The sequence below is a fragment of the Bacillus sp. FSL M8-0071 genome, from assembly GCF_037975455.1.
In the GTDB taxonomy this organism is placed as follows: Bacteria; Bacillota; Bacilli; order Bacillales; family Bacillaceae; genus Bacillus; species Bacillus subtilis.
The window spans coordinates 351,229-372,258 of the sequence record NZ_CP150256.1 but is presented as its reverse complement, the minus strand read 5'-3'; the positions used below and the strand labels follow the sequence as shown (position 1 = coordinate 372,258).

At 45.2% G+C, this 21,030-nt stretch carries 17 protein-coding genes and 3 pseudogenes; 10 read left to right on the top strand and 10 right to left on the bottom strand.

The genetic code is table 11. The features are described 5' to 3' along the window. Positions 1–265 precede the first annotated feature (265 nt). Positions 266–628 carry a transcriptional activator HxlR gene (gene hxlR, locus MKX71_RS01970; RefSeq protein ID WP_003246265.1) on the bottom strand — a complete coding sequence of 121 codons (363 nt, stop codon included), beginning with the start codon at positions 626–628 and terminating at the stop codon, positions 266–268. Positions 629–859: 231 nt separating this feature from the next. Here hxlR and hxlA point away from each other — a divergent pair, with 231 nt between their 5' ends. The 5 genes from hxlA (at position 860) to nin (ending at position 4,929) form a co-directional block, all read left to right on the top strand. Further along, complete coding sequence (hxlA, locus tag MKX71_RS01965) at positions 860–1,492, top strand: 3-hexulose-6-phosphate synthase (RefSeq protein WP_003234604.1); 633 nt, start codon at positions 860–862, stop codon at positions 1,490–1,492. A gap of 5 nt (positions 1,493–1,497) precedes the next feature. After that, positions 1,498–2,055 (top strand): 6-phospho-3-hexuloisomerase, encoded by a 558-nt coding sequence (gene hxlB / locus MKX71_RS01960; RefSeq protein ID WP_339231679.1) that lies wholly within the window; start codon positions 1,498–1,500, stop codon positions 2,053–2,055. 110 nt (positions 2,056–2,165) lie between these two features. After that, entirely contained in the window at positions 2,166–3,887 is a 1,722-nt protein-coding gene (tlpC, locus tag MKX71_RS01955; RefSeq protein ID WP_213420221.1) for a methyl-accepting chemotaxis protein, read from the top strand. A 167-nt stretch (positions 3,888–4,054) separates the two neighbouring features. Continuing rightward, entirely contained in the window at positions 4,055–4,504 is a 450-nt protein-coding gene (gene nucA / locus MKX71_RS01950; protein ID WP_003234608.1) for a DNA-entry nuclease, read from the top strand. Between the two features lie 26 nt (positions 4,505–4,530). Continuing rightward, complete coding sequence (gene nin, locus MKX71_RS01945) at positions 4,531–4,929, top strand: DNA-entry nuclease inhibitor (protein WP_032722902.1); 399 nt, start codon at positions 4,531–4,533, stop codon at positions 4,927–4,929. Positions 4,930–4,965: 36 nt separating this feature from the next. Here nin and bglC read toward each other — a convergent pair whose 3' ends face one another. The 4 genes and pseudogenes from bglC to MKX71_RS01925 form a co-directional block, all read right to left on the bottom strand. Then, positions 4,966–6,399 carry a family 1 glycosylhydrolase gene (bglC, locus tag MKX71_RS01940; RefSeq protein ID WP_213380010.1) on the bottom strand — a complete coding sequence of 478 codons (1,434 nt, stop codon included), beginning with the start codon at positions 6,397–6,399 and terminating at the stop codon, positions 4,966–4,968. A gap of 152 nt (positions 6,400–6,551) precedes the next feature. Next, positions 6,552–6,884, bottom strand: a complete 333-nt coding sequence (locus MKX71_RS01935) for a YckD family protein (protein ID WP_015252849.1) — start codon at positions 6,882–6,884, stop codon at positions 6,552–6,554. Between the two features lie 81 nt (positions 6,885–6,965). Further along, positions 6,966–7,419 (bottom strand): annotated as a pseudogene (locus tag MKX71_RS01930) (RDD family protein). A gap of 18 nt (positions 7,420–7,437) precedes the next feature. Next, positions 7,438–7,580: pseudogene (locus MKX71_RS01925) on the bottom strand (hypothetical protein); the annotation flags it as partial. A gap of 215 nt (positions 7,581–7,795) precedes the next feature. Between MKX71_RS01925 and MKX71_RS01920 the strand changes: the two are divergent. Both MKX71_RS01920 and MKX71_RS01915 read left to right on the top strand, forming a co-directional pair. Then, a complete protein-coding gene (locus MKX71_RS01920) occupies positions 7,796–8,659 on the top strand; it encodes a transporter substrate-binding domain-containing protein (protein WP_080528904.1) in 864 nt (287 codons plus the stop codon). Positions 8,660–8,668: 9 nt separating this feature from the next. Then, a complete protein-coding gene (locus tag MKX71_RS01915) occupies positions 8,669–9,349 on the top strand; it encodes an amino acid ABC transporter permease (RefSeq protein ID WP_003234624.1) in 681 nt (226 codons plus the stop codon). A gap of 48 nt (positions 9,350–9,397) precedes the next feature. Here the strand turns inward: MKX71_RS01915 and zinU are convergent, their stop codons facing one another. From zinU to MKX71_RS01890, 5 genes and pseudogenes are all read right to left on the bottom strand, one after another. Next, positions 9,398–10,591, bottom strand: coding sequence for a zinc metallochaperone ZinU (gene zinU / locus MKX71_RS01910; protein WP_259266317.1), 1,194 nt, complete (start codon positions 10,589–10,591; stop codon positions 9,398–9,400). 27 nt (positions 10,592–10,618) lie between these two features. Further along, positions 10,619–10,792, bottom strand: a complete 174-nt coding sequence (locus tag MKX71_RS01905; RefSeq protein WP_230488355.1) for a hypothetical protein — start codon at positions 10,790–10,792, stop codon at positions 10,619–10,621. 237 nt (positions 10,793–11,029) lie between these two features. Further along, positions 11,030–11,603, bottom strand: a pseudogene (locus MKX71_RS01900) (L,D-transpeptidase). Then, a complete protein-coding gene (folE2, locus tag MKX71_RS01895) occupies positions 11,600–12,514 on the bottom strand; it encodes a GTP cyclohydrolase FolE2 (protein ID WP_144500918.1) in 915 nt (304 codons plus the stop codon). Before folE2 ends, MKX71_RS01900 begins: the two are co-directional and overlap by 4 nt. 116 nt (positions 12,515–12,630) lie before the next feature. Beyond that, on the bottom strand, positions 12,631–13,836 hold the full coding sequence (locus tag MKX71_RS01890; RefSeq protein WP_339231678.1) for a nitrate/nitrite transporter: 1,206 nt from the start codon (positions 13,834–13,836) through the stop codon (positions 12,631–12,633). Positions 13,837–14,015: 179 nt separating this feature from the next. Here MKX71_RS01890 and nasB point away from each other — a divergent pair, with 179 nt between their 5' ends. The 3 genes from nasB (at position 14,016) to nasD (ending at position 21,008) form a co-directional block, all read left to right on the top strand. Further along, positions 14,016–16,331: an assimilatory nitrate reductase electron transfer subunit NasB gene (gene nasB / locus MKX71_RS01885; RefSeq protein ID WP_339231677.1), complete on the top strand. Its 2,316-nt coding sequence runs from the start codon at positions 14,016–14,018 to the stop codon at positions 16,329–16,331. Between the two features lie 6 nt (positions 16,332–16,337). Next, positions 16,338–18,470 (top strand): assimilatory nitrate reductase catalytic subunit, encoded by a 2,133-nt coding sequence (gene nasC, locus MKX71_RS01880; RefSeq protein ID WP_327847571.1) that lies wholly within the window; start codon positions 16,338–16,340, stop codon positions 18,468–18,470. A 120-nt stretch (positions 18,471–18,590) separates the two neighbouring features. Next, complete coding sequence (gene nasD, locus MKX71_RS01875; protein ID WP_003234637.1) at positions 18,591–21,008, top strand: NADPH-nitrite reductase; 2,418 nt, start codon at positions 18,591–18,593, stop codon at positions 21,006–21,008. Positions 21,009–21,030: the final 22 nt, after the last annotated feature.

The following is a 21,030-nucleotide window of genomic DNA, read 5'->3' as shown; positions in this document are numbered from 1 at the left end:
AAAAAATGTTTTTATCACCGAAAAATGGGTGAAAAGTTTCATGCGGGATGCCGAAAGATTCCAGTTTATTTACAGGGATATTTTTGCGGGATGCCGCAATCATTTCCACTAAACATTATTTACAGAAAAATAAAAATTTTTAAACCAAACTGCTGCGTTCAATCTTTTTTTATTGCTGAATGCAATTTCCAATCTTTACATGACTATGTGTACCGCGCAAAAACCGAAAAAAAGGCAAAAAAAAGACACCCTTGCGAAGAGCGTCTTACAACGATTCTTTCATGACATTTTTGTCGATATCAATCAATTCCATATAGCCTTTCCCCCACTCATACATGGCTTCAAGAATAGGCATGAGGCTTTCTCCGTGCGGGGTCAGAGAATATTCAACCTTCGGCGGGACAACCGGATACACTTCCCTGTGAACAATCATATCCTGCTCAAGCTCTCTCAGCTGATTCACGAGGATCTTCTGCGTAATATCAGGAATCAATGTTTTTAATTCATTGAACCGTTTTGTGCCTTCTTTTCCTAAATGCCATAAAATGAGCATTTTCCATTTACCGCCAATCACTGCAAGCGTTAATTCCTTCTCACAATTAAACCTTTTGTCGTCCATCCGGCTCAATAGAATCCCCCCTTAGTAACCTTTTTGTATGTTAGATACGTATCATCACTTACTTACTTTTTTGCAGACTCTTTTTTCATTATACTCACTCATAAAATCAAGCGAAAGAAATCTGATTGTCTCTCCTCACAGTATCCTCCAAGTAACTTGTTGACTTCAAAGTGCCTACTTCTCATCAAATAAGAGAACCTATAGAATGAACAATAATTCGAAAAAGGGAGTGAATCAACAATGGAATTACAGCTTGCATTAGACCTCGTCAACATCCCGGAAGCCATTGAGCTCGTCAAAGAGGTAGAACAATACATCGACGTAGTTGAAATCGGAACACCGGTCGTCATCAATGAAGGCCTAAGAGCCGTTAAAGAAATAAAAGAAGCATTTCCTCAATTGAAGGTTCTTGCAGACCTGAAAATCATGGATGCCGGAGGCTACGAAATTATGAAAGCGTCGGAAGCAGGCGCTGACATCATCACCGTTTTAGGGGCTACAGACGATGCAACGATTAAAGGCGCAGTAGAAGAAGCCAAAAAACAAAAGAAGAAAATCTTAGTGGACATGATTAACGTGAAAGATATCGAATCCCGTGCGAAAGAAATTGACGCACTAGGCGTTGACTACATCTGCGTCCACACTGGCTATGATCTTCAAGCAGAGGGCAAAAACTCTTTCGAAGAATTAACGACAATCAAAAATACCGTAAAAAACGCAAAAACCGCAATCGCGGGCGGCATCAAACTTGATACACTGCCAGAAGTGATCAAGCAAAACCCTGACCTTGTCATTGTTGGGGGCGGAATTACAAGCGCAGCTGATAAGGCGGAAACAGCTTCAAAAATGAAGCAGCTGATTGTCCAAGGATAACTCCTATGAAAACGACTGAATACGTAGCGGAAATTCTCAATGAGTTACACAATTCAGTAGCTTATATTTCTAATGAAGAAGCTGACCAGCTTGCCGATCACATTCTTTCATCCCACCAAATTTTCACCGCGGGTGCGGGGCGGTCTGGCCTGATGGCAAAATCCTTCGCGATGAGACTGATGCACATGGGCTTCAACGCCCATATTGTAGGTGAGATTCTCACTCCGCCGCTCGCCAAAGGAGATCTAGTTATTATCGGCTCAGGATCAGGCGAGACAAAAAGCTTGATTCATACCGCAGCAAAAGCAAAAAGCTTACACGGAATTGTTGCCGCTTTAACCATCAATCCGGAATCAAGCATCGGAAAACAAGCGGACCTCATCATCAGAATGCCTGGTTCTCCTAAAGACCAGTCAAACGGAAACTATAAAACCATTCAGCCAATGGGATCATTATTTGAACAAACTTTGCTGCTCTTCTATGATGCAGTGATTTTAAAACTCATGGAGAAAAAAGGTCTCGATTCTGAAACTATGTTCACTCACCACGCAAACCTTGAATAGCATCACACAACCGGCCTGAAGATCAGGCCGGTTTTATTTTTTCTAAAATAAAACTTTAAACCCAAAAACCCGATAAGTAATATGACCTGCAAATCGTAAAGGGAGGAATTATGTTGATAAAACGATTTAAGATGAAGCTAGGAACTAAAATTCTTTGCCTCGTTTTCGTGGTGATTCTTTTGTTTTCGGCATCAGTTGGCACTGTGATGCTTAAGGAAATTACAGAAAGCTTGAAACAAATGGCAACTGAAAAAGCGAAAGGTGATCTCGCTTTAAGCAGCACTTATATTGATGATGTCATGTCAGGCGACTGGCAGGTGAAAAACAATAAGCTCTATAAAGGGCAAACACAAATCAATGGAAATGAAGATATTGTTGATCTGCTTGGTGAAAAGACAGGTGATACCATTACCATTTTCCAAGGCGATACTCGTGTTGCAACCAATGTCATGAAGAATGGCGAAAGAGCCGTCGGCACCCAGGCTTCTTCTGAAGTTATTGCCGCTGTTTTAAAGAAAGGAAAGCGTTTTTACGGACAAGCAGATGTAGCAGGTTCTTCTTATCAGACTGCATACATGCCGTTAAAAGATCAAAATGGGAACATCATCGGCATGCTGTATACCGGGGCTAATCAAAGTATTTTAGCATCACTTACACAATCACTTTTCACTCAATTCGCTATCGTTCTTGTTATCGTCATTATGGTATCTGTCATCCTTGTCTTGGTTTTCACCAGAAAAATCAACAAGCGGCTGAACGCTTTAAAAAGTGCCTTTGAAAGTGCCGGAAACGGAGATATGACAATAGAGGTGTCAGACAAAACCGGTGACGAGCTATCAGAACTAAGCGTCTATTATAATAAGATGAGAATGAAGCTGAACGATACCATACAAACCGTACAACAATCAGCCCTTCAGCTTGCGTCAGCCTCTCAGCAGCTCTCAGCCGGAGCAGAGGAAACAAATCAAGCTTCAGAAAAAATCACAGAAGCTGTACAGCAGATTGCAAATGGAGCCCAAGATCAGATCACCCGAATTGAAAATAGTGAAAGCTCATTAAAACAAGCTTCAGCAGACATCCGGGATATTTCTGCAAATACTGCCGCTATCGCTGACAAAGGGCAGCTCGCTCAATCAAAAGCAGACATTGGACAAAAGGAAATTGCAAATGTACAGGCGCAAATGGATGCGATTCACCAGTCCATTCAGAAAAGCGGAGAAATCATACACCAGTTAGACGGCCGCTCTAAACAAATTGAGCAAATTTTATCGGTCATCACCCAAATTGCCGATCAGACAAACCTGCTTGCGCTGAATGCAGCGATTGAAGCTGCCAGAGCCGGTGAACAAGGAAAAGGCTTTGCTGTTGTTGCTGATGAAGTACGGAAATTAGCGGAAGAGTCTCAACAGTCTGCGGGGCAGATTTCAAAACTGATCATAGAAATACAAAAGGATATGAACCGGTCTGCAAGATCTGTTGAGTATGTGAAAACAGAAGCTGCAGAAGGAGTCACCATGATCCAGCGCACCAGAGATGCATTTAAGGAAATTGCAGCTGCAACAGGTGAAATCAGCGCCGAGATTAGTGATTTATCAGCATCTGTAACAAACATTTCAGCCAGTGCACATCATATAAATGATTCCTTTGCAGCCAATACGACCGACATTAAAGAATCTACTAAAAATACCCGGCAAGCGGCTGCATTAACAGAGGAGCAATTTGCTGCAATGGAGGAGATTACCGCAGCTTCTGAAACACTTTCTCAATTAGCTGAGGAGCTTACCGGTATCATAAGCCAATTTAAAATGATTAATCAAGCCGAAAACGGCTGATGACTTACTATCATTATTGTAAATTGGCAATCGTATTTTGCTGAAAACAAATATTTCGATCTGCTAAAATTACGATTTCTGCAATAAACTGAGCGTAAAACATAAAATTTAAACCTTTACACCAAATGCTTTCTGGATTACTCTTGTGTCAGTTTTAAAAGCGGGAGGTGAACATCACGACGGACATCATAAAAACGATACTTCTCGTCATCGTCATCATAGCAGCTGCAGCTGTCGGTCTGATAAAAGGAGACTTTTTCTCAACTGATCAAAAAACGTCTCAAACGAAAGAATATGATGAAACAATCGCCTTCCCATCTGACCGGTATCCCGAAACTGCCAAGCATATTAAGGATGCGATAAATGAGGGACACTCAGAGGTGTGCACTATTGACAGAGACGGAGCTGAGGAACGCCGCGAGCAATCATTAAAGGACGTACCTTCCAAAAAGGGGTATGACAGAGATGAATGGCCAATGGCCATGTGCAAAGAAGGCGGTGAGGGAGCTTCTGTAGAATACATTTCTCCCGCTGACAACCGCGGAGCAGGCTCTTGGGTCGGGCATCAGCTTACCGATTACCCAGACGGCACAAAGGTTTTATTCACAATTCAGTAAACAGTACATAGAGGAGGAACAGCACATTGATCAAATCATGGAAGCCGCAAGAACTTTCGATTTCATATCATCAATTTACTGTATTTCAAAAGGATTCTACACCTCCTGTAATGGATTGGACTGACGAAGCGATTGAAAAAGGATATGCTGCGGCAAACGGAGCCATTTCCTTTGAGGCACAGCGAAATACAAAGGCCTTTATTCTTTTGCGCCTGAACAGTTCAGAAACAGTAAACTCCTACGAAAAAAAAGTGACTGTTCCTTTTCATGTCACAGAAAACGGAATTCATATTGAAAGCATCATGTCTAAAAGACTGTCCTTTGATCTGCCTAAAGGAGACTATCAATTGACATGCTGGACTGTGCCGGCTGAAATGTCAGATTTGCACGCCGACACTTATATTATTGATGCTGTTTCTGTGTAATGAAAAACCCCTGAGAGAATAACTCTCAGGGACTCTTTATAAACTTTCTCCGTTTGTCTTGATGACATCTTGATACCAATAAAAGCTTTTTTTCTTCAAGCGTTTTAAATCGTATGTGCTTTCTTCATCACGATTGACATATACAAATCCGTATCTTTTTTGGTAGCCGTTCAGCCAGCTTAACAGATCAGTAAACGACCAGCTGCAATAACCGATTAAATCGACACCGTCACTGATGGCTTGTCTGCATTGCTCAAGATGCGAACGCAAATAATCAATTCGATAATCATCCTGTACAGTGCCGTCCTCAACTTTATCAAATTCACCCAAACCGTTCTCTGTTATAAACACTGGAAGCTGATAGCGGCTTGTAATTCGGCGAAGACCGATACGCAGCCCAATTGGGTCAATTGTCCAATCCCAGTTGCTCGTTGTCAGATACGGATTTTTTTTCGTTTTGAACACTCCGGGTATCCCCGTCTCCTGATTGGTTCCCTTTTGGCCTGTCGTATTCATTTTCCCTTCTGACACACCATCAAGCGGATTTCGTTCATAGGTGATCGTCTGATAATAATTGACACCTACAAAATCAGGCTTCCCTTTGGCGAGCAGGTCCATATCTCCTGCTTCAATTGTCGGCGCCCATCCCTGTTTTTCCAAGTAGCGGAATGGAATTTGCGGGTAGGTTCCCCTGCAATACATGTCAAGCCACCAATTGTTCGTAAATTCTTCGGCGTTTTCAAATGCCAGTATATCCTCTGGATGGCTTGATAAAGGGTAAGCCGGAGAATAAGCAAAGCTAGGACCTATTTTGCCTTCAGGCACATATTCTCTAAATGATTCGATGGCTTTTGCATTAGCCAGAAACGCAATATGGTTTGCTTCGTAAAATCGTTTTCTGTCTTTCACTCCAGGCGGATGCATGGCTGTAATAAATCCGTGATTAAAATTGTAGTTCTGTTCGTTTAACGTAACCCAATATTTCACCCTGTCTCCAAAACGTTTATAAAGAGTAATACAGTAGTGATTAAAATCCTCTATGATGTTTCTGGATTCAAACCCGCCGTATTCGTCCATAAGCGCTTGAGGCAAATCCCAGTGATATAAAGTCAGAACCGGCTCGATGTGATGAGAAAGCAATTCATCAATCATACTATCGTAAAACGCTAGACCTGCTTCATTGATCTCTCCTTTTCCTTTTGGAAAAACCCGTGGCCAGCTGACGGAAAATCGATATGCTTTTAACCCCATCTCAGCCATCAGAGCGACATCTTCTTTAAATCGGTGATAATGGTCAACCGCAATGTCGCCATTGGTTCCTTTAAACGTTTTGCCCGGTATTTTCGTAAACACATCCCAAACAGAAGGGCCTTTGCCATCTTCATTCCAAGCGCCTTCAATCTGGTACGCTGCAGAAGCAGAGCCCCACAAAAAATGTTTCGGAAAAGATTCTGGATGCTGGTGGATCATAGTGTTTATCACTCCTGAATTATTGATAAACCTATCATAGGCTATGAAACGCGTTTCATATCAACTCGATGTTAGTCGCGGAACAGCTCAGCTAATATTGCCTACCTGTAAATAACGCAAAAGCACCCAATTCCAATTGGATGCTTACCATTTTAATGTCTTTTTTCAAATTTATGCGGATGAGGATGGTGCTTTGGAACAAAGCCGTTTTGTTTCATCATTTCAAAGTGTTTGTCCAAGTGATTTTTGATGTGTTCTCCTCTTTCTTTAGGCAGGATACCGTATTGTACATACTTTGAGATCACGTCTTTGCGCTTTTTAAGAATCTCTGCTTCCAGTTGTTCAATCTCTTTCTTTTGCTGATCTGTCAGTGTAACATTTGCGGGAGGCTGCTGCTGTTTTTCAGCGGCCTCAGCTGTACCGGTCAGAGAAATGACAGCCGCTGCAATGAACATTGTGATGATGTTGATGGTTATTCGTTTCATCCAGTTTATTCCTCCAATCCTATTTTTCATATGTTTTGCTGCCTTGTATTTTTTATGCATAAAAATAAAAAGAGCGAACCATTATTCGCTCTTTCTAATCTCTTCGTCAGCATTAAGTTCCTCTTCACTAGTGTCGCATAAGTGACATATGTTCCCGCGATTAAATCATGCAGGGTCCGTTTGTCTTCTCGTACGGCAATCAGAATCAGGCTGGCGATCAAGCCGAGTCCGAAGGTTATACAGTAAACCAGGCCGGCTACAATAACCTGTTAAAACATTGTTAACAGACTAACCTGTGATCCGTCTTTTTTACGATTCTGATTCCGCAGATCCTTTTTCCGATAAGATAACCGCGCCAAAACACCGGCAGCAAAATAGAATACAGCAGAACAACCAAACTGATGAACATGCTGTCGTTTGGGTCTTTTCCTGTAATCAGCCAATAGATCAGCAAAAGCGGCACGGAGACTATAATGTAGTCTAACAATGCAGCTCCAAGTCTGATCCAAAATCCGGCTGGTTTGTAAATATTCATTTGACTCCCCATTATGGTTTAAATGTTTCCATTTTCTTTCTTATCGAATATGTCATATGCCTTAGGGGCATCAGCAAGACTTAATTTATTCTGAAGATCGGTTTCATGCTTCTTGACCATTTCTTACGGTATTGGCATAGATGAATGACGGATCTGCTGCACCTTCACTTCACAAGCTCCTATTCCATGCACGTCTGGCATTCATCCTTGGACAACTCCTTTTTTCATCACCTCTTCCCTTCATAGACGCTTTTAAACACCCATCCATGCCTTTTGTATACACAATTCGAACTTTTTGAAAACGCGATCAACATATTGCAACCCCTTATGTTCAATGCTATCTTTTTAGTTGATTAACAGATTGGGGGAACTATAGGTGAAATCATTCATGCATTCCAAAGCCGTTATATTCAGTTTCACAATGGCTTTCTTTCTTATATTGGCAGCCTGTTCCGGCAAAAATGAAGCCGATTCCAAGGATACAGGCTGGGAGCAGATTAAGGATAAAGGGAAAATCGTAGTCGCTACATCAGGTACGCTCTATCCTACTTCTTATCACGATACTGACTCTGGCTCTGATAAGCTGACGGGCTACGAGGTTGAAGTTGTTCGTGAAGCGGCAAAACGCTTGGGGCTGAAGGTTGAGTTCAAGGAGATGGGCATTGACGGGATGCTGACAGCGGTGAACAGCGGACAGGTTGACGCAGCCGCGAATGACATCGATGTGACGAAGGACCGCGAGAAGAAGTTCGCATTTTCTACTCCATATAAATATTCATACGGCACGGCAATCGTCCGTAAAGACGATTTATCCGGGATTAAAACGCTTAAGGATTTAAAAGGGAAGAAAGCGGCTGGCGCGGCTACAACCGTCTACATGGAGGTCGCGAGAAAATACGGCGCCAAAGAAGTGATTTATGATAATGCGACGAATGAGCAATATTTAAAAGATGTTGCCAACGGACGCACTGACGTCATTTTAAACGACTATTACCTGCAGACACTTGCGCTCGCGGCATTCCCGGATCTCAACATTACAATTCATCCTGACATCAAGTACATGCCGAACAAACAGGCCCTCGTCATGAAAAAAAGCAATGCGGCACTTCAGAAAAAGATGAACGAAGCATTGAAAGAGATGAGCAAGGATGGCTCTTTGACTAAACTGTCGAAACAATTCTTCAATAAAGCAGATGTATCAAAAAAAATTGATGCCGACGTTCAGGACGTTGATTTGTAATCGGACGCCATGATCAATAGCATTCAATGGGAATATATTTTCAACACGAAGCTGGCTATTGAATCGTTCCCTTATGTCATAAAAGGCATTGGATATACACTGCTCATCTCTTTTGTAAGCATGTTTGCGGGAACTGTGATCGGCCTGTTCATATCACTCGCCAGAATGTCTAAGCTTGCTTTGTTAAGATGGCCGGCGAAGCTCTATATCTCATTTATGCGGGGCGTTCCGATTTTGGTGATTTTGTTTATCCTTTATTTCGGGTTTCCTTATATCGGCATTGAATTTTCCGCTGTCACGGCTGCTTTAATCGGCTTTAGCCTTAACAGCGCCGCCTACATTGCGGAAATTAACCGTTCAGCCATTTCATCCGTCGAAAAAGGACAGTGGGAAGCCGCATCCTCGCTGGGTCTTTCCTATTGGCAGACGATGAGGGGCATCATTTTGCCGCAATCGATACGTATTGCGCTGCCTCCGCTTGCCAATGTATTGCTCGACTTAATCAAGGCGTCATCTCTCGCTGCGATGATTACAGTGCCGGAATTGCTCCAGCATGCGAAAATCATCGGGGGCAGAGAGTTTGATTATATGACCATGTATATTCTGACCGCTCTCATTTATTGGGCCATCTGCTCCATTGCCGCGGTCTTTCAGAATATCCTTGAGAAAAAATACGCTCATTATGTTTAAACAAACGTTTCATTAAAAAAAGCCGTTCCCCATGGGACGGCTTTTTTTCTATTGATTCAGCTTCCATTTAAACGGGTCCTCAAACAGCGACCAGTCGGAATCAAATTCATACTCAGTCAACAGGCATTGATCAAGCTCTTTCGTGATCGTTTCTTCATCCAGGTCAGTTCCGATAAAAACTAGCTGCGTTAGGCGGTCGCCGAACTCCGGGTCCCACTCCTCCAGGATTTCCGGCTCCTGCTGTTTGACTTGCTCCTGCTCAAGCTTCGGCAGCGCCGCCACCCAATAAGATACAGGCTTAATCGTAACCGACGGACCTGCTTGCGACATCAGCAAAGCAAGGTTGTTATGAGATGCGCACCAGACGATTCCTTTGGCACGTACCACGTTCTTTGGCATTTGATCCAACCAACGGTAAAATCGTGTAGAATGAAACGGCAAACGTCTCTTATATACAAATGAAGAGATACCGTATTCTTCTGTTTCCGGGGTGTGTTCCGCATGGCCTGCCGTCAGTTCTTGAATCCAGCCGGCCGATCCGCTCGCTTCCTCGAAGTTAAATAACCCTGTATGCAAAATCTCCTGCGGTTTTACATTTCCTTTGACGGAACGAATGAACCTGGCTCTTGGCTGCAGATTACGAAGAACGTTTTCAAGCTGTTCGAGCTCTTGCTCGCTGACCAAATCACATTTATTTAAGATCAGTACATCGCAAAACTCAATTTGATCGATCAAGAGGTCGGCGATTTCTCTTTCATCCTCTTCCCCCAATGCTTCTTTGCGGTCCAGAAGGCTTTCGCCTGACTGATAATCATGCCAAAAACGGTTGGCATCAACCACCGTCACCATCGTATCCAGCTGACAGAATTTTGTAAGATCGATTCCCATCTCTTCATCGATATAAGAGAAAGTCTGGGCCACCGGGATCGGTTCGCTGATTCCTGTCGATTCGATGACGATATAATCAAACCGTCCGTCTTTTGCCAGCTTCTCAACTTCAATTAATAAGTCTTCGCGAAGCGTGCAGCAAATGCAGCCGTTTGACATTTCCACAAGCTTTTCATCTGTTCTGGAAAGGCCCCCTTCCTGCTTAACCAAGCCCGCGTCAATGTTCACCTCGCTCATATCGTTTACGATAACCGCTATTTTCAAGCCTTCGCGATTTTGCAAAATGCTGTTCAGCAATGTTGTTTTTCCCGCACCTAGATAACCGCTCAGTACGGTAACCGGAATTTTTTTCATAACAGTGCCTCCATTAAAATAGAATGATTACGATTTAAATCGAATACTTCGCCGTATGTACAATGGTGTAGAGCAGCTTTTCGCGCTCATTTCTCGCTGCCACCCGATTTCTAAATCAGTAAAGGCTCCAACCGCGTTTAATCCTTTTCCCCATCGCAAATCCCTGCCCCTTGCCGACATTCGGAAAACCGCAGCTTGCATAAAGCAATTGCTCTACTTGAAATGCTGAACCGATGGAGAGCGCAAATATCTCATCAGAATGCGGCTTGTGTATCGTCTCCAGTTTTCAAGAGACGCTTCATGGGGATCAATGACAGCAAGATCCTTAGCCTTTCCGCTTTTCACAGATACAGCCAATGATAAGCCATTTACCACAAAACGTAATTATTACGATTTAAATTGTATGGTCTTTTTTCCTTTTTGTCAACGGTTTTCAATTCAGCTGATCACCACTTTTGTATGTTCAGGGATATTTTCATATATCCATTTCGCATCTGGAATGGTCAGCCTTATACAACCGTGAGATGCTTTCGTTCCTAGTTTTTCTGCTTCCGTTTTGATGACTTTTTGATCCTTTGTCATTGGCACACTATGAAATAGAAATTCGCCGTGGTTTTTCCATGATACCCAGTATTCTGCGCCTTCCTGGTATCCTTCGGAGAAAAACCATTCTCCCCGTTCAGGCTCTACATAAAAGGAGCCCTTTGGCGTAGCATCATCTTTTGTTTGATCAAGACCAGAAGAGATCATCATTGTATAGATGGTGTTGCTTCCTTCCTTGATGTAAGCCTTCTGCTCCTTCACATTCACATCAATCCAGACATGCTTCTGTTTAATATCCGGGTATTCTCCGCCCGAAGGCTTCGTCCAATCAATGCTTGTTTTTGCTGTTTTTCGAACGTCCGTTATGTTTTCGACCGTTTTCTTTGTATTGATACTTGCGTGTTCTTCTGCATGATCGGAGCAGGCTGACTCGCATAAGAACTGCAATAATGAATAATGAGCGTTTCATATTCTATCCACCTGTTTCGAAAAACGCAGCTTCGCGCAGGCATCGTGGAGATGGATCGATTCTTCATTGCGGCATTCAATCTCAAAGGCCGACACCCATTCAAGCTCAAACAAATCCGCAGCAATCAGCCGGACGAGATCCTCAACAAATCTCGGGTTTTCATAGGCCGTTTCTGTCACGGCTTTTTCATCAGGCCGCTTCAATACCGGATGCAGTCTCGCAGAAGCATTTGATTCTGCGGCGTGAAGCAAATCAGCTTTAACATCACTTGGCAGCGATGCGGCCGGGTGAATATCCGCCCAAATGCTGACCGTTCCCCTCTGATTATGGGCACTGTATTCGCTGATTTCCTTGGAGCAAGGGCACAGAGTCGTTACTTTTGCTGAGATGCCGGCACGCTGTTTAAACGGCTGATCTTTGCGATAGGTGACAGACATGAATATATCAGCATGCATCAAACCCGCTTTCTCAAGCTTCGGGCTTTTCCGTTCGAAAAACCACGGAAACCTCACTTCAACTGTGGCAGATGATGTGTCCATGTTTTCTGCAAGCTCTTTCGTAAATTGCTGAAGAGAGGAAAATGAGAGAATCCAACCATTTTGATGATAGACTTGCAGCAGCTCTGTTAACCGGCTCATGTTAATCCCTTTCTGATTTCTCGGCAAATTACAAGTCATTGTAAAGTTCGCAGCCGTTGTTTGCTCGGCAGGCATCATGGCAGAAGTGATTGTGACTGGATGGGACACATTAGCGACACCTACATGCTGAATGTCAAAAAAATAATCCTTCCTGATATTTTGCAGGTCCTTCATTTTCTCTTTTTCCACTGGTTTCTCGCCTTTGATCGGACTGACCGATCCAAAGTATTGAAGACGCTCCGTTTTTTTCGGGAGCAGCGTATGTTGATTCATTCAGAAAACTCCTCTCGCTAACAAATCGTAATAATTACTATTTATTTTGATCGGTTCACTGTTGAAAATCAAGAGAAAATAAAAAAGACACGCACAAACGCGTGTCCGTCAAAATCCTAAACATCCGCCGGGCTGCTTTCCGCGCTCCGGCTTTTCCGCCAGTAATAGCCTGCGGCAAGCACAAGTGCAAACGCCAGCAGCGCGATACAGGAAAACGTGATAAAACCGATAGCATATGTGCCTGTCATCTGTTTGAGAGATCCTAAGATGTTCGGCAGGAAAAACCCTCCGATTCCTCCGGCCGCACCGACGATTCCCGTCACCATGCCAATTTCTTTGCGAAAACGCTGCGGTACAAGCTGGAATACTGCGCCGTTTCCCATTCCGAGCCCCATCATTCCGACAAACAATAGAACAATAACCATTGAAAGAGATGGCAGGCTGCTGACTCCGGCCATACACAGTGCCACGATGACAAACAATACAAAAAGAACTTTCGTGCCGCCGACACGATCCGAAATCAAGCCCCCGACAGGCCGGAAAAAGCTCCCCGCCGCCACACATAATGTAACGAAGTCCCCTGCGTGAATTTTTGACAGCTGGTATTGATCAACAAAGAAAATAGATAAAAAGCTTGAGAGCCCGACAAATCCGCCAAATGTGACGCTGTACAGCAGGCAGAAAAACCATGTTTCCTTTTGCCCGAACACATGCAGATAGCTTTTGAGCGGCTGCGGAGCCGGCTGTGCAGGAGAATCCTTTGCCATGGATACAAAAAGAATAAAGACGATCAATAATGGAATTAGCGCAATTCCCATGACAATGTGCCAGCCGAACTGCTCTGCCAGACGAGGGCCAAACAGGGTTGCAAACAACGTGCCGCTGTTCCCCGCTCCGGCAATCCCCATCGCAAGTCCCTGCAAATGAGGCGGATACCAGCGGCTGGCCATAGGCAGCGCTACAGCAAAGCTTGCCCCCGCCACGCCAAGCAGAATCCCGATGGCATACAGCTCAGTCAAGGAACGGCCGCCGAATGTCCCCCAAAGCAGCGGAATCATCGTCACCAGCATCCCGATCACTGCCGTTTTTTTCGGTCCGATTCTGTCCGTTAAAATACCAAGAATGATACGAAACACAGATCCAGATAAAATCGGCACAGCTACGACAAGCCCTTTCTCAAAAGGAGACAGGCCAAAATCCTGAGAAATATAAACACCCAGCGCCCCAAGCATAACCCATATCATAAAACTGACATCAAAGTATAAAAAGGAACAGAGCAAAGTGAGTGGATGACCGCTAGTTTTCAGTTCCGACAGCTTCATAAGATTCCCCTTTCTAGACCCTCATTATTTTACATTTTCTGAATCAAGGATATAGGACCATTATTTTCTGGAAAAGACATGTGTAAGTTTTTGTGACACGTTTAATGCGTTAACAATGCATTGTGACATAATTTTTAATAGGAGAAAACTTACGAGCTTCGCCAAAGGAGGTCTGATACATGAAGAAACAAAGATTAGTGTTAGCGGGAAACGGCATGGCCGGAATCCGCTGTATTGAAGAAGTATTAAAGCTGAATCGCCACATGTTTGAGATTGTCATTTTCGGAAGCGAGCCGCATCCCAATTACAATCGCATTCTCTTATCCTCTGTATTGCAGGGTGAAGCGTCACTCGATGATATTACACTGAACAGCAAGGATTGGTACGACAAGCACGGGATCACGCTTTACACAGGCGAAACGGTTATTCAGATTGATACAGATCAGCAGCAGGTCATCACAGATCGGAAACGCACTCTGTCGTATGACAAATTAATAGTGGCAACAGGCTCCTCCCCTCATATTCTCCCTATCCCCGGGGCAGACAAAAAAGGTGTCTATGGATTTCGGACAATAGAAGACTGCCAAGCGCTGATGAACATGGCCCAGCACTTTCAAAAGGCTGCGGTAATCGGAGCCGGCTTATTAGGACTGGAAGCTGCAGTAGGTTTACAGCATCTCGGTATGGATGTCAGCGTCATTCACCACTCCGCCGGCATTATGCAAAAACAGCTCGATCAAACAGCGGCGCGGCTGCTGCAAACAGAGCTGGAACAAAAAGGCCTAACCTTTCTTTTGGAGAAAGACACCGTCTCCATTTCCGGCACCACGAAGGCAGACCGAATCCATTTTAAAGATGGCTCTTCATTAAAAGCAGACTTGATTGTGATGGCGGCCGGCGTCAAACCGAATATTGAATTGGCTGTATCCGCTGGAATCAAAGTGAACCGCGGGATCATCGTGAATGACTTCATGCAGACAAGCGAACCGAATATCTACGCCGTTGGTGAATGCGCTGAGCATAACGGAACGGTGTACGGATTGGTGGCTCCGCTTTATGAGCAGGGAAAAGCGCTCGCCAGTCATATTTGCGGCGTTCCATGTGAGGAATATCAAGGCTCAGGACCATCAGCGGCGTTAAAAATAGCTGGAATCGATGTGTGGTCAGCAGGAAAGATCCAAGAGGATGAACGCACGACGAGCATCAAAATCTACGACGAACAAGCAAGAGTTTATAAAAAAGCGCTTTTTGTAGATGAAAAACTGGCCGGCGTTATTTTATTCGGAGACACCCGTGACAAGCAGCGGCTTCTCGACAGCCTCCTTAAACAACGAGACATCTCCATTGTCAAAAAGCAGATCATCGAACCGGAGACAAGCGGCCCTTTATTTGAATCCATGCCTTCCAGTGAAACGATTTGCCAATGCAACACAGTGACGAAAGGCGCGATTGAAGAAGCGGTGCACACGAATAGCTTAACAACTGTTGAGGAAGTCAAGCACTGCACCAAAGCCACTGGGTCCTGCGGAGGATGCAAACCGCTCGTTGAAGACCTTTTGAGGCACATGACCAACAGCGAATATACGAAGCCCGCCGGCACACCTTCGTTTTGCAGCTGTACTGATTTTACAGAAGACGACATCATCGCTGAGCTTCAGCGCAGGCCATTCACTAATCCGGCAGAAGTGATGAACCAGCTTGACTGGAAAACAAAAAACGGATGCAGTACTTGTGTTCCTGCGATTCAATACTATCTGGAAATGCTGTACCCTGGGTTTGTCCAGCCTGAGCCAGCCACTGAAGAGACATGCATCCTGATCCCGCAAATGTACGGCGGGCGGACAAACGCGGAGCAGCTAAGAACCATCGCCAACATCATTGAGGCATACAGCATTCCCGACGTATCCATCACTCACGGCCAAAGGCTGAAGCTTTCCGGGATCAAGCCTGCGGATCTCCCGAACATAAAAAAAGACCTGAAGATGCCCGTTTACACTAATGAACACCGACACGCGCTGCAAAGCATCAAAGCATGTACATGCGGGCAAAATCGATCAATTCAGCAGCTGGCAGCCCAAATCGAAAGACAACTTGAGATGCTTCCCTTACCCGCTCCCATTTCTATCAGCTTATCATGTGAAACAGACTGCACCGATGCCGCCCTGCAAGATGTCGGCGCAATTCGGACACAAGCTGGCTGGGACATTTACATCGGAGGCGTCCGGGGAACTCATGCCCGTTCAGGAGCTCTGTTTTGCGTGACTGAGAACGAAGACAGCACTGCCGGCATGATCAAAGGACTGATCCAGTATTATCGGGAAACGGCTCATTACTTAGAAGCAGTTCATCAGTGGATAGACCGTCTCGGGATCGTTCATATCAGAGAAGTGCTATTCGAAGAAGACCTAAGGGCACAGCTGCTGGAAAGCCTCCAAACAGATCTGTCACTGATTCAAAACCCGACTGTAGAGACGGGCGCATATAAGAAAGGATGAGGCATTTTGACTGAACGACTGCTTAGATATTTCCGTGATAAACAGCAAGACGTCCAATCAGAAAAAACATATGACACTCAATGCCCGTTTTGCAGCATGCAGTGCAAAATGCAGCTCGTGGAACAAACCATCGTCACGCGCAAAAAGTACACTGCGATCGGGATTGATAATCCTACAACACAGGGTCGGCTATGCATGAAGGGCATGAACGCCCACCAGCATGCCCTGAACTCCTCCCGCATCACCCGGCCGCTGCTGAAGAAAAACGGCGAGTTTATGCCTGTTTCCTGGGAAGAAGCACTGAATTACATTAAAGACCAAGTGACAATGATACAAGTAGAACACGGCCATGACGCTATGGCGGTATACGGAAGCGCCTCGATTACAAATGAAGAGGCGTATTTGTTAGGGAAATTCGCACGGGTGGGCTTACAGACAAAATACATCGACTACAACGGGAGGCTTTGTATGTCCGCCGCAGCAACCGCAGCCAACCAAACATTCGGCGCGGACAGAGGCTTAACGAATCCCTTATCAGACATTCCCCACACCCGTGTGATCATTCTGGCCGGCACCAATATCGCGGAGTGCCAGCCTACGATTATGCCATATTTTGAAAAAGCGAAAGAAAACGGAGCTTACATCATTGCCATTGATCCGCGTGAAACAGCGACAACAAAAATCGCCGATCTTCATTTGAAAATCAAACCCGGCACAGACGCCGCCCTTGCCAACGGTCTCGTCAAAATCATCATCGACGAACAGCTTATAAACGAGGATTTCATTCAATCACGAACAAATGGATTCGAAGAGCTGAAGCAGCATACTGACTCGTTGGACCTGAATGACATCGCCGAACAGACGAGTGTCCCCCTGGTGGATATAAGAAAAGCGGCTGTAAAGTTTGCCAAGGAAACGTCCGGCATGCTGTTTACAGCCCGCGGGATTGAACAGCAAACCGATGGAACAGCGGCTGTGAAAGGCTTCTTAAACATGGTGCTGATCACAGGAAAAATCGGCAAACCTTACTCGGGCTACGGGGCGATCACCGGACAAGGCAACGGGCAAGGCGCCAGAGAGCATGGCCAAAAAGCCGATCAGCTTCCAGGCTACCGTTCTATCGAAAACGAAGAACACCGGGCGCATATTGCGAAAGTGTGGGGAATCCATCAGGATGAACTCCCGCGAAAAGGTGTCTCAGCCTATGAAATGATGGAAAAAATCAATGACGGCGACATCAAAGGACTGTTCCTCATGTGCTCCAACCCTGCTGTTTCCAGTCCAAATGCAAATCTCGTGAAAAAGGCTTTAAGAAGACTGACATTCTTTGTCGCAATCGATTTGTTTATTTCTGAGACTGCGAAATACGCAGATGTGATTTTACCTGCCTCCTCTTACTTAGAAGATGAAGGCACCATGACAAATGTAGAAGGACGCGTGACATTAAGAGAAGCAAGCCGGCCATGCCCCGGCGAAGCAAAGCATGATTGGCAGATCATTTGTGATCTCGCATCCGCTCTCGGCAAGGGCCGCTACTTTTCTTATACGTCAGCGGAGGATATTTTCAATGAATTGAGAGAAGCGAGCCGAGGCGGGATTGCCGATTATTCAGGCATCTCATACGGCAGGCTCAGACGTGAAGGCGGCATTCATTGGCCGTGTCCGGAATCTGATCATCCCGGAACTGGGCGCTTGTTTACAGAATCATTTGCTCATCCGGATCAAAAAGCGGCATTAAGTGTGATTCCAAACGAACCACCTGTTCCAAAAGAGAAGCCGACAGCCGATTATCCGCTTTATTTAACGACAGGCAGAGTCATGTCTCACTACTTAACAGGCGTCCAAACAAGAAAAAGCGCCGCCCTTGCCGCGAGACATTTTGAATCGTTTATGGAGATCCATCCGCAAACAGCAGCGACCTACAATATCGAGGACCGTGTACTGGTAAAGATAGAATCGCCGCGGGGAAGCATCACCGTCCGCAGCAAATTATCAGAACAAATCAGAAAAGATACTGTTTTTGTTCCCATCCATTGGGCAGACGCTCAAAATGTGAATGATTTAATCGGAGAAGCCTTAGATCCAGTCTGTAAAATGCCCGGTTTTAAGGTATGCGCCGTCCGAATCAGACCTATTTAAATTTTTCATAAAATTTTTAGAACTTTTCGTATATTTTGTTACATTTTATAACATGTATCTTAAATATTCCTTTTTGCTGTGCTACGCTGGAAAAAACATTGATAAGGAGCGGATCATCTGATGGGAAAAAAACAGCTAGTTCTTGTTGGTAATGGAATGGCCGGGGTAAGGGCCATTGAAGAGATACTGAGTGTTGCTAAAGACGAGTTTCAGATCACAATTTTCGGTGCCGAACCGCATCCCAATTACAACCGAATCCTTTTGTCAAAAGTGCTTCAAGGCGATACAGATATTAAAGATATTACGTTAAACGATTGGGACTGGTACGAAGAAAACAACATTCAATTGTATACAAATGAAACAGTCATCAAAGTGGACACGGAAAACAAAACAGTCATCACAGATGCAGACAGAATCCAGCCTTACGATGAATTGATCCTGGCGACAGGCTCGGTCCCTTTTATCCTTCCGATTCCGGGCGCAGACAAAAAAGGCGTCACAGCTTTCCGGGACATAAAAGATACAGACACAATGCTCGCCGCGTCAAAACAATATAAAAAAGCTGCCGTCATCGGCGGAGGACTTCTTGGTTTGGAAGCAGCTCGCGGACTGCTGAATCTTGGCATGGATGTGTCCGTCATCCACCTTGCCCCATTCCTGATGGAGCGCCAGCTTGATGCAACGGCAGGACGCCTGCTGCAAAACGAGTTAGAAAAACAAGGTATGACCTTTTTACTTGAAAAGCAAACAGAAGAAATTGTCGGTGACGACCGTGTCGAAGGCCTCCGATTCAAGGATGGCACAAGCATTGAAGCTGATTTAGTCGTCATGGCTGTCGGCATCCGCCCAAATACAACGCTCGGGGCCGAGAGCGGCATTCCGGTTAACCGCGGCATCATCGTCAACGATTATATGCAGACTGAAATCCCGCACATTTACGCGGTCGGCGAATGTGCCGAGCACCGAGGAATCGCCTACGGGCTTGTGGCGCCGCTATATGAACAGGCAAAAGTGCTGGCAAAGCATATGTGCGGCATCGAAACAAAACCGTATGAGGGCTCCGTTCTCTCCACACAGTTAAAGGTATCAGGCGTCGAGGTCTTCTCTGCCGGTGACTTTAACGAATCAGAGGAGAAAAAAGCGATTAAAGTCTTCGATGAGCAGGACGGCATCTATAAAAAAATAGTCCTGAGAGGCAATCAAATTGTCGGTGCTGTTTTATTCGGCGACAGCAGCGAAGGCAATCGCCTGTTTTCTATGATTCAAAAAGAAGCCGATATCTCTGAAACCTCTAAAATATCAATCTTACAGCCCCTCAGCCAGGAAGCAGGCACAAGCATAACCGCAGCGATGAGCGACGATGAAATCATCTGCGGCTGTAACGGCGTGTCAAAAGGTGCGATTATTCAAGCCATACAGGAAAAGGGCTGCTCGTCAACGGACGAAATCAAAGCATGCACCGGCGCATCCCGCTCATGCGGAGGCTGTAAGCCGCTCGTAGAAGAAATCCTCCAGCATACGCTCGGATCAGACTTTGATGCGTCAGCGCAAAAAGAAGCCATTTGCGGCTGCACCACATTGTCGAGAGATGAAGTCGTAGAAGAAATCAAAGCCAAAGGGCTGTCACATACAAGAGAAGTCATGAATGTGCTCGGCTGGAAAACGCCAGAAGGCTGTTCTAAATGCCGACCCGCTCTGAACTACTACTTAGGCATGATCAATCCAACCAAATACGAGGATGACCGAACATCCCGCTTTGTTAATGAACGAATGCACGCCAATATTCAAAAAGACGGAACATACTCAGTCGTTCCTCGGATGTACGGCGGCGTGACCAACTCCACAGATTTGCGCAAGATAGCCGATGTCGTTGACAAATATGAGATCCCGCTCGTGAAAATGACAGGCGGCCAGCGAATTGATCTTATCGGCGTGAAAAAAGAAGACCTTCCGAAGGTATGGGAAGATCTTGATATGCCATCGGGCTACGCGTACGGAAAAACGCTCCGCACAGTGAAAACATGTGTAGGCGAGCAATTCTGCCGCTTCGGCACACAAGACTCCATGGCACTGGGCATTGCGCTTGAGAAAAAATTCGAAGGGCTGAACACGCCTCACAAAGTCAAAATGGCCGTGTCTGCCTGCCCGCGAAACTGTGCGGAATCCGGCATTAAGGACCTTGGCGTTGTCGGCATCGACGGAGGCTGGGAGCTTTATGTCGGCGGAAACGGCGGAACCCATTTGCGTGCCGGCGATTTGCTGATGAAGGTGAAAACAAATGAAGAAGTCTTAGAATACGCGGGCGCTTACCTGCAATATTACAGGGAAACCGCAAACTATCTGGAGCGTACGTCCGCATGGCTTGAGCGCGTCGGTTTATCCCATGTCCAATCCGTGTTAAACGATCCGGAAAAGCGGCAGGAGCTGAACGGCCGAATGAATGAAACACTCTCTGTCCACAAGGATCCGTGGAAAGACTTTTTAGAGGATAAACAAACCTCTAAAGAATTATTTGAAAATGTCGTGACCACATCATAATGACAAAAACTATCATTGAGGA